The sequence below is a fragment of the Intrasporangium sp. genome (assembly GCF_035688975.1).
Lineage (GTDB): Bacteria > Actinomycetota > Actinomycetes > Actinomycetales > Dermatophilaceae > CALMNV01.
On sequence record NZ_DASSMH010000075.1, the window covers coordinates 26,973 to 36,310 of the forward strand.

Genomic DNA, 9,338 nt, shown 5'->3' on the forward strand with positions numbered 1-9,338 from the left:
ACTCGCCGCGCTCCGGACTTCGTGGAGGACGCGACATGCGCCTGATCATCCTCGGCCCCCCCGGCGCGGGTAAGGGCACCCAGGCGGCCCGCATCTGCCAGCGCCTCGGCATCCCGGCCATCTCCACCGGCGACATCTTCCGCGCCAACATCAAGAACCGCACCGGGCTCGGCCAGCAGGTCGAGGCCATCCTCGCCACCGGCGGCTACGTGCCCGACGAGGTCACCAACGCCATCGTCGATGACCGGCTCACATGGCCCGACGCCCGGGACGGCTTCCTCCTCGACGGCTACCCGCGCACGGCCGGGCAGGTCGCGGCCCTCGACGAGATGCTCGCGGCCCGGGGCGAGCGCCTCGACGCCGTCCTCGAGCTCACCGTCGACGAGGACGCCGTCGTGGCGCGGCTGCTGCGCCGTGCCGAGATGGAGGGTCGCATCGACGACACCGAGGTCGTCATCCGCGAGCGCCTGGCCATCTACCGTCGAGAGACCGCGCCCCTGGCCGAGCACTATGCCGCCGCGGGCCTCCTCGTGCAGGTGGACGGCATGGGCGAGGTCGACGAGGTCACCGAGCGCATCCTCACCGCGCTGCGCGTCGGGCAGTCCTGAGCCGGCGCCGCGCCGTGTTCGGACGCCGAAGGCTCCCCGGCCGCACCGACGAGCAGCTCCTCCTCATGCGTGAGGCGGGGCTGCTCGTCGCTCGCACCCTGGACCTGCTGAGCACCGAGATCCGCCCGGGCGTGACGACGCTCGACCTCGACCGGGTGGCGGAGGACTTCATCCGCAGCCATGGCGGCATACCCAACTTCCAGCTCGTGCCCGGCTATGCGCACACGCTGTGCACGAGCGTCAACGAGGAGGTCGTGCACGGCATACCGGGCGGGCGCGTCCTGCGGGACGGTGACCTGCTCTCCATCGACTGCGGCGCCGAGGTGCGGGGCTGGAACGGCGACGCCGCGTTCTCCGTCGTCGTCGGGGGCCCCGACGTGGCGCGTCCCGAGGACCGCGACCTCATCGCGGCGACCGAGGCGAGCCTGTGGGCCGGCATGGCGGCGATGCGGGTCGGCGGCCGGCTGTATGCCGTCGGCGACGCTGTGGAGGCCAGCATCAGCGCCGCCGCGGCCCGTGACGGGCGCGAGTACGGCATCGTCGAGGACTACGTCGGCCACGGCATCGGCCCGAAGATGCACTTGGACCCGCAGATCCCCAACTATGCCGTCCGTGACGCAGGCCCCAAGCTCGTCGACGGCTTCACCGGGGCCATCGAGCCCATGATCACCCTCGGCTCCACGGAAACCCGGGTCCTCGACGACGACTGGACCGTTGTGACGTCCGACGGGTCGCGGGCCTGCCACTTCGAGCACACCGTCGCTGTGCGAGCCTCGGGTCTGTGGGTGCTCACCGCGCTCGACGGCGGCGAGGCGCTGCTCGAGGCTGCAGGCGCGGCCTACGCCCCGATCGCGGCCTGAGCCGGCTCCCCTGGGCGCCGCCCCCCTCAAGTCGAGTGGCCACTTCCGCGCGGGCCGGGGTGGCCTCCGGTGGTCGAGTGGCCACTTTCGCGCGGGTGCGGGTGCCCTCCGGTGGTCGAGTGGCCAGTTCCGCGCGGGCGGCGGTGTACCGAAGTGGCCACTCGACGGGGTGGGCGCCGCGGTGCTGCCGGGCGCCGTACGCTTCCCACCATGATCCTTCCTTCGAGCGCGCCAAGCGCCCAGGGCGTCGACGCCGCCGGCATCATCGGCTTCCTCGACGCGGCCCGTGACCGCGGCCTTGGCCTCCACGGGCTCGCCATCGCCAGGCACGGCCACATGGTGGTGCAGGGGCACTGGGAGCCCTACAGCCCGGACCGGCTGTCGCTCGTCTACTCCCTCAGCAAGAGCCTCACGGCCACAGCCGTCGGGTTCCTCGTCCAGGAGGGCCGGCTCCGGCTCGACGCCCCCATCCTCGACCACCTGCCCGTGCGCGACCGCGCGTCCGTCGATGAGCGGTGGCAGCGCGTCGAGGTGCGCCACTGCCTCAGCATGACCGTCGGCCACGACGTCGACGCGTGGCCTGCGGTAGCAAAGGCGGCAGCGGCTTCCGAGGCGTCCACCGACTGGGTGGACCTCGTGCTGCGGATGCCGCCGGAGCACGAGCCGGGCACAGTGTTCACCTACAACCAGGTGGCAACCTTCCTGCTGTCCGCGGCGGTCACCCACGTCACGGGGGAGCGGGTCGTGGACGTGCTGCGGCCGCGCCTGTTCGACGTCCTCGGCATCGGCGAGGTCCTGTGGCACACGGACCCGTCAGGACGCGACCTGGGCTTCAGCGGTGCGCACCTGCGGCTCGACGACATCCTCGCGTTCGCCCAGTTCTACCTCGACCGAGGCGTCTGGCAGGGCCGGAGGGTCCTCGAGGACGCGTGGTTCGAGGAGGCGACGCGAGCGTTCGGCCCGCCTAACCGCGACCCCGAGCCGAAGCCGGACTGGCACTGCGGTTACGGCTACTCGTTCTGGATCGCCAGGCACGGCTACCGCGGCGACGGCGCTTTCGGCCAGTTCGCCATCGTGCTGCCCGAGCAGGACGCCGTCGTCGCCATCACCGGCGAGGAGACGGACATGCAGGCGGTCCTCGACGCCGTGTGGGCGCACCTGCTGCCCGCCCTGGGCGGTCCGGCCGGCCCCGTCACCCCGGCGGTGGCGGCCGCCGACGCCGACCTGCAGTCGCGGCTCGACGCCCTGGCGATGCCGCCCGTGCCGAGCGCCGTCGCCGGTCCCGACCGGTTCCGTTTCGCCCGGGCCGCCGCGTCCGACCTTGCTCCTTCGTATGCCGCCGTCGCCGTCGCGCGCGCCGCCACCGGTTGGCAGCTGACGCTCGAGACGGCCGGGGAGGAGCTCGTCATCCTCGCCGGTGACGGCACGTGGCACGAGTCGGTCGTGCGAGGCCCCGGTGGGCTGCTGCCGGTGGTCGCCTCCGCCGGCTGGGTGGATCACGACTGCTTCCGCGGCGAGGTCCTGCTCATCGAGACGCCGCACCGGGTGCTCGTCGACGGCAGCCGGGCCACGGGGGAGGCGCGGCTCTCATGGCGGGAGCCGTCGCTCATGGGCGACGACCTGTTCGACCTCGCGGTGCGGCGACCGGCGACCGAGACGACGACCGGCACGGCGGCGGGCCACCTCCCGGCGTGACCGCGGCGGTCGGCGGCCCGAGGTTCAGCGCCCCAGCGTGCCGGCCGCGCCCCCGACGTCGACGATGAGGCGCTCGGCCACGACCCGGGCGTTGGCCTGCAGCCCCTCGAGCGGCATACGGGGGAGGTTCTTCTCCCAGTCGAGCAGGGGCGAGCCGCGCAGCTGCAGCGCGCGGGCCGGGCGGCCGAGGAACCCCAGGTGCAGGTGCGCGCCGCCGTCGCCGAACTTGGTGACCTGAGCGCGCCCCACGCTGGGGACGTGCTCGACCGCGTCCGCGACCGCGGCGACGAGCTGGCCCATCTCGGCGGCGAGCTCGCGCGGCAGCGTCGGCAGGTCGTGGTGCTCCATCGGGCTCAGGGTCAGCCCGAGGGGCAGGCCCGTGTCGGGGGTCAGCTCCAGCCGCCACCGCGCGTTGCTCCACACGAGCGTGCCGTCGTCGGCCAGGGCGGGCCCGGCGCACCAGCAGTCCTCCCGACGCTCGCCCCGCCGCGGCGGCTCCTCGTCGGCGAGCGGCGCCAGCGGCTTGAGACGCAGCCCGTCCACCTCGTAGGGGAAGACCTCCCACCCCGGCATCTCAGTCACCGCGACCGGCAGCCGACCGGACCCGTCAGCCGCGGCCAGCACGCGGGCCCAGTAGTCCTCGATGCTCTCCGGCGGCGTCACGGTCTCAGTATGCCGCCGCCGTGTGGCGATGCTCGGGCCAAGCCGGCCCTGCCGAGCATCGCCGTGTGGCGATGCTTGGGCCAAGCCGGCCCTGCCGAGCATCCCGCGGTCGGGGCGATTTCGGGTTGGGCGACCCCGTAGCGTAGTCTTGTCCTTTGGGTGTCGCGTGTCCCGGCGCCCGCTTCATCATGCCGTGCGCGAGCGCGGCACCGGGCACATTTCAAGGCCGCCCCATTCCGGGTCGGCCGCCGCATGGATCGACGGAGGATATGGCCAAGAAGGACGGTGTCATCGAGATCGAGGGCACGATCGTCGAGGCTCTCCCGAACGCGATGTTTCGGGTTGAGCTCTCCAACGGTCACAAGGTTCTCGCGCACATCTCGGGCAAGATGCGCCAGCACTACATCCGGATCCTCCCCGAGGACCGGGTCGTCGTGGAGCTCTCGCCCTATGACCTGACCCGCGGTCGGATCGTCTTCCGCTACCGCTGAGCGGACGGGGCGCGTCCCCGCCCGCGAGGCACCAACACCCGACTCCACCCGCACCTGGGATGGCGGGCCCGCCGTGGGCCCGGCGTGGCAGGGCACGATCTGAAGAGACAGCAGGCAGATGAAGGTTCAGCCGAGCGTCAAGAAGATCTGCGACAAGTGCAAGGTGATCCGGCGCAACGGCCGGGTCATGGTGATCTGCGAGAACCTGCGCCACAAGCAGCGCCAGGGCTGAGCAGCCGCACCACCGGCACTGTCGAGGGCTTCGACAGCACGCACCAAGAGAAGATCGCACCAAGAGAATCGCAGCACCCGGCCCCTGAAGACCGGCTCGTCGAGCCGGCGCAGGACGTCACCCCCGGTCGCGGAGGCCGGGGACCGGAGTCCGTCCTTCTGCGTGACGGACACACACCGGATCGGTGACTGCACCAGACCTCCGTGACGACAGAAACCAGGAGCACCCCCAACATGGCTCGTCTTGTTGGCGTCGACCTTCCGCGCGAGAAGCGCGTCGAGGTCGCTCTGACCTACATCTTCGGTGTGGGTCGCACCCGTTCCAAGGAGGCGCTGGTCGCGACCGGCGTCGACCCCAACATCCGCGTCAAGGATCTCGGCGACGCCGACCTCGTCGCGCTTCGCGACTTCCTCGAGGGCAACTTCAAGCTCGAGGGTGACCTGCGCCGAGAGGTGCAGGCCGACATCCGCCGCAAGGTGGAGATCGGCTCCTACGAGGGCCTGCGTCACCGTCGCGGCCTGCCCGTCCACGGGCAGCGCACGAAGACGAACGCTCGCACCCGCAAGGGCCCGAAGCGCACCGTGGCCGGCAAGAAGAAGGCCAAGTGACCAGTCGCTTCGGCGACCTCCCGGGCTGACCCCGGCCCCCCGTATTTCTTTGACGTAGGAGAGACATGCCTCCCAAGGCTCGCGCGACGAAGGTTCGTCGCAAGGAGAAGAAGAACGTCGCCCACGGGCACGCTCACATCAAGAGCACGTTCAACAACACGATCATCTCGATCACCGACCCCACGGGTGCCGTGATCGCCTGGGCCTCGTCGGGCCAGGTCGGCTTCAAGGGGTCGCGCAAGTCCACCCCCTTCGCCGCCCAGATGGCTGCCGAGGCCGCGGCCCGGCGTGCCATGGAGCACGGCATGCGCAAGGTCGACGTGTTCGTCAAGGGTCCCGGCTCCGGCCGCGAGACCGCGATCCGCTCGCTGACCGCCGCCGGCCTCGAGGTCGGCTCGATCAGCGACGTGACCCCCACGCCGCACAACGGCGTCCGCCCGCCCAAGCGCCGTCGCGTCTGATCCGGCCGAGACCTCAGAGAAGGCAGAGATAGCTCATGGCTCGTTACACCGGCCCGATCACGAAGAAGTCCCGTCGCCTCAAGGTCGACCTCGTCGGCGGCGACAAGAACTTCGAGCTCCGTCCCTTCCCGCCCGGCCAGCACGGCCGTCGCCGGATCCAGGAGAAGGAGTACCTCACCCAGCTGCAGGAGAAGCAGAAGGCCCGCTTCACCTACGGCGTCATGGAGAAGCAGTTCTTCCGCTACTACCAGGAGGCCGCCAAGCGTCCCGGCAAGACCGGTGAGAACCTGCTGACCATCCTCGAGTCACGCCTCGACAACGTCGTCTACCGCGCGGGCCTCGCCCGCACGCGGCGCCACGCGCGTCAGCTCGTCACCCACGGCCACTTCGAGGTCAACGGCAAGCGCGTGGACGTCCCGTCCTACCGGGTCGAGCAGTACGACATCGTCACGGTGCGCCGGCAGTCCGTCGAGACGTTCCCGTTCGAGCTCGCTCGGCAGACCTTCGGCGAGCGCCCGGTCCCGGCCTGGATGCAGGTCGTGCCCGGCTCGCTGCAGATCCTGATCCACCAGCTCCCGGTGCGCGCGCAGATCGACTCGCAGCTCACCGAGCAGCTCATCGTCGAGCTCTACTCCAAGAACTGACGCAAGGCGGCGTATGCCGCTGGGCCAGCCCAGCGGCATACGCCCTCCTTGTGCGTGGGGTCGCGCTCGCAGACAGAGCCGAGCCGGCCCGCCCGGATCACGACCGGGCAGTTTCACGAGGCGTCAAATAGCGGTCGCCCGTGGGAAGGAAGTCACCAGTGCTCATCGCACAGCGCCCCCAGCTCTCCGAGGAAGCCGTCGCGGACAACCGCTCACGCTTCACCATCGAGCCACTCGAGCCCGGCTTCGGCTACACGCTCGGCAACAGCCTCCGCCGCACCCTGCTCTCCAGCATCCCCGGTGCGGCGGTCACGAGCATCCGCATCGACGGCGTGCTGCACGAGTTCTCGACCGTGCCCGGGGTGAAGGAGGACGTCACCGAGATGATCCTCAACATCAAGGGCCTCGTCGTCTCCTCCGAGCACGACGAGCCGGTCGTCATGTACCTGCGCAAGCAGGGTCCCGGCGCCGTCACCGCCGGTGACATCACGCCGCCCGCGGGCGTCGAGGTGCACAACCCCGACCTGCACCTCGCGACGCTCAACGACAAGGGCAAGCTCGAGATGGAGCTGACCGTCGAGCGTGGCCGTGGCTACGTCTCCGCGCAGCAGAACAAGTCCGGTGACCAGGAGATCGGCCGCATCCCGGTCGACTCGATCTACTCGCCGGTCCTTGCCGTGACGTACAAGGTGGAAGCGACCCGTGTCGAGCAGCGCACGGACTTCGACCGCCTCATCGTCGACGTCGAGACCAAGAACTCGATGCCGCCGCGCGACGCGATGGCGTCCGCGGGCAAGACCCTCGTCGAGCTCTTCGGCCTGGCCCGGGAGCTCAATGTCGAGGCCGAGGGCATCGACATGGGCCCGTCGCCGACCGACGCCGCCCTCGCCGCGGACCTCGCGCTGCCGATCGAGGACCTCGACCTCACGGTGCGGTCCTACAACTGCCTGAAGCGCGAGGGTATCCACACCGTGGGTGAGCTCGTCGGGCGCAGCGAGGCCGACCTGCTCGACATCCGCAACTTCGGCGCCAAGTCGATCGACGAGGTCAAGGCCAAGCTCGTCGGCATGGGCCTCGCCCTCAAGGACAGCCCGCCCGGGTTCGACCCGTCCGCCATCGTGGACAACTACGCCGACGACTACGACGAGGCGGACGACGAGTCCTACGTCGAGGACGAGCAGCTCTGACCAACCGCCCGTGACCGAGCCGCCTCCCACGAGAGACGCAGCGGACCGGTCGGATCATCTAGGAGACAACAATGCCCACCCCCACCAAGGGCCCCCGCGTCGGTGGCGGCCCAGCGCACGAGCGGCTGATCCTCAGCAACCTCGCGACCTCGCTCTTCGAGCACGACCGGATCACGACGACGGAGGCCAAGGCCAAGCGGCTGCGACCGCTCGCGGAGCGACTCATCACGTTTGCCAAGCGCGGCGACCTGCACTCGCGCCGGCGGGTGCTCACGGTCGTGCGCGACAAGGGCGTGGTGCACCGCCTGTTCGCCGAGATCGCCCCTGACATGGCGGCTCGCGCGGGCGGCTACACCCGCATCACGAAGATCGGCCCGCGCAAGGGCGACAACGCCCCGATGGTCGTCATCGAGCTCGTGCGCGAGCCGCTGTCGGCCAAGCAGGCGACGGTCAAGGAGGCCGAGGCCGCGGCGAGGCGTGCTGCCCGCGACACCGCCGCTGCCCCCGCCGCCGCCGTCGTCGACGAGGCTCCCGTGGTCGAGGCCCCGGCCGGCGCCGAGGTCGCGGACGTCGAGGTCGCCGAGCCCGACACGAAGGCCTGACCACCCCCAGTTATCTGCGGGGTGGGACATCGCCATAACGGCACCGGGGCCCCCAGTTATCTGCGGGGTGGGATATCGCCATAGCGATACGTAGCCCCGCAGATATCTGGGTGGGGGGTCACCAGAAGTTGGCCACGTCGACGACGAGACGCTGGCCGCCGTCGGTGTTGGTCAGGGTGAAGACCCGCATCGGCAGCCGAGCCCGCACGCCGAGCCCGAAGTCGGTGAAGCCCTCGAAGCTGGCGACGTACTTCAGCTGCCGGAACGTCTGCCACCCGGTGTAGTTGATGACGCCCGAGGAGGGCACGGTCCGCATCGCCGGCGCGTGGAGGGTGATCTGGATCTTGGCCCCGCCCACCAGCGGCACGGGCATCCCGCTGGGGCCGGCGACCTCGGTGACGTAGCGGACGTTGTAGCCGACCCTGCCGCTACCCCGGCCGAGGTCGAAGACGACCCGGTCGAAGCAGGCGTGCATGCCGGAGCGGACGCCGAGGACGGGCGCGGTGGTCATGGAGGCGGACTGCTTGGGGAGCGAGCCCCAGAAGATGCCGCAGTACGGCGTACTCGACGCCGACGCGGTCGGGGCTGCCGTGGCGGACGCCGTGGTGGCCGCCGCCCCCACCGGGGCGACGAGGGAGGCGAGGGCGGCCGCGACGGCCAGCCGGCGCCTGGAGATGGTGAGCATGGCGGGTTCTCCCTTCTGACGAGGCCGCTCGGCCGGTTGCCGACGGTCCCTGCTGAAATGACGCCCAGGGGCGAGCCGGGGTTGACAGGCCAGGAGCGCTAGGCTCGCCGGCCATGACGGACACCCGACTGCGGCTCGACGTGGCCTATGACGGGACCCACTTCGCCGGCTGGGCCGCGCAGCCGGGCCTGCGCACCGTCGAGGCCGAGCTCACCGCCGCCCTGACGACGCTGGTGCGCGCTGCGGAGCCGCTGCGGCTCACGGTCGCCGGACGCACGGATGCCGGCGTCCACGCGCGCGGTCAGGTCGTCCACGTCGACGTCGACGCGGCGGCGTATGCCGCGGTGCCGGGCCGTTCCGACCGCACGCCGGAGGCGGCCGCCGTCACCCGGCTCGCCGGCATCCTGCCGCCCGATGTCGTGGTGCGGCGGGTCATCCGGGCGCCGGAGGGATTCGACGCCCGCTTCTCGGCGGTCGAGCGCCGCTACCTCTACCGGCTCGCCGACCCCGCCGCCGAGCGCGACCCGCTGCGGCGCGCGGACACCGTGTGGTGGCGCCGGCCGCTCGACCTCGCATCCATGGAGGAGGCGTCGCGAGCGCTC

Annotated in this window: 12 protein-coding genes and 1 pseudogene; 11 read left to right on the plus strand and 2 right to left on the minus strand. The window is 71.2% G+C overall.

Annotation, left to right across the window (positions count from 1 at the left end; all coding sequences use genetic code 11):
* Positions 1–35 precede the first annotated feature (35 nt).
* The 3 genes from VFJ94_RS07700 to VFJ94_RS07710 all read left to right on the plus strand — a co-directional run bounded on the left by VFJ94_RS07700 (position 36) and on the right by VFJ94_RS07710 (position 3,163).
* The gene (locus tag VFJ94_RS07700; RefSeq protein WP_325003615.1) at positions 36–608 is read left to right on the plus strand and encodes an adenylate kinase; all 573 of its coding nucleotides are present in this window, start codon (positions 36–38) and stop codon (positions 606–608) included.
* Between the two features lie 14 nt (positions 609–622).
* The gene (map, locus tag VFJ94_RS07705) at positions 623–1,468 is read left to right on the plus strand and encodes a type I methionyl aminopeptidase (protein ID WP_325003616.1); all 846 of its coding nucleotides are present in this window, start codon (positions 623–625) and stop codon (positions 1,466–1,468) included.
* A 210-nt stretch (positions 1,469–1,678) separates the two neighbouring features.
* A complete protein-coding gene (locus VFJ94_RS07710) occupies positions 1,679–3,163 on the plus strand; it encodes a serine hydrolase (RefSeq protein WP_325003617.1) in 1,485 nt (494 codons plus the stop codon).
* Positions 3,164–3,187: 24 nt separating this feature from the next.
* Here VFJ94_RS07710 and VFJ94_RS07715 read toward each other — a convergent pair whose 3' ends face one another.
* A complete protein-coding gene (locus tag VFJ94_RS07715; RefSeq protein WP_325003618.1) occupies positions 3,188–3,826 on the minus strand; it encodes a hypothetical protein in 639 nt (212 codons plus the stop codon).
* Between the two features lie 269 nt (positions 3,827–4,095).
* Between VFJ94_RS07715 and infA the strand changes: the two genes are divergently transcribed.
* From infA to rplQ, 7 genes are all read left to right on the plus strand, one after another.
* Positions 4,096–4,317, plus strand: coding sequence for a translation initiation factor IF-1 (gene infA, locus VFJ94_RS07720; protein ID WP_013493543.1), 222 nt, complete (start codon positions 4,096–4,098; stop codon positions 4,315–4,317).
* A 118-nt stretch (positions 4,318–4,435) separates the two neighbouring features.
* Complete coding sequence (gene rpmJ / locus VFJ94_RS07725; RefSeq protein WP_006592630.1) at positions 4,436–4,549, plus strand: 50S ribosomal protein L36; 114 nt, start codon at positions 4,436–4,438, stop codon at positions 4,547–4,549.
* Between the two features lie 233 nt (positions 4,550–4,782).
* Positions 4,783–5,157, plus strand: coding sequence for a 30S ribosomal protein S13 (gene rpsM / locus VFJ94_RS07730; protein ID WP_325003619.1), 375 nt, complete (start codon positions 4,783–4,785; stop codon positions 5,155–5,157).
* 65 nt (positions 5,158–5,222) lie between these two features.
* A complete protein-coding gene (gene rpsK, locus VFJ94_RS07735) occupies positions 5,223–5,618 on the plus strand; it encodes a 30S ribosomal protein S11 (RefSeq protein ID WP_325003620.1) in 396 nt (131 codons plus the stop codon).
* A 35-nt stretch (positions 5,619–5,653) separates the two neighbouring features.
* Positions 5,654–6,262: a 30S ribosomal protein S4 gene (rpsD, locus tag VFJ94_RS07740; protein ID WP_325003621.1), complete on the plus strand. Its 609-nt coding sequence runs from the start codon at positions 5,654–5,656 to the stop codon at positions 6,260–6,262.
* 158 nt (positions 6,263–6,420) lie between these two features.
* Positions 6,421–7,449 carry a DNA-directed RNA polymerase subunit alpha gene (locus VFJ94_RS07745; protein WP_325003622.1) on the plus strand — a complete coding sequence of 343 codons (1,029 nt, stop codon included), beginning with the start codon at positions 6,421–6,423 and terminating at the stop codon, positions 7,447–7,449.
* Between the two features lie 71 nt (positions 7,450–7,520).
* Positions 7,521–8,051 (plus strand): 50S ribosomal protein L17, encoded by a 531-nt coding sequence (gene rplQ, locus VFJ94_RS07750; protein WP_325003623.1) that lies wholly within the window; start codon positions 7,521–7,523, stop codon positions 8,049–8,051.
* Between the two features lie 118 nt (positions 8,052–8,169).
* Here rplQ and VFJ94_RS07755 read toward each other — a convergent pair whose 3' ends face one another.
* On the minus strand, positions 8,170–8,736 hold the full coding sequence (locus tag VFJ94_RS07755; RefSeq protein WP_325003624.1) for an AMIN-like domain-containing (lipo)protein: 567 nt from the start codon (positions 8,734–8,736) through the stop codon (positions 8,170–8,172).
* 113 nt (positions 8,737–8,849) lie between these two features.
* Between VFJ94_RS07755 and VFJ94_RS07760 the strand changes: the two are divergent.
* Positions 8,850–9,338, plus strand: a pseudogene (locus VFJ94_RS07760) (tRNA pseudouridine(38-40) synthase TruA); the annotation flags it as partial.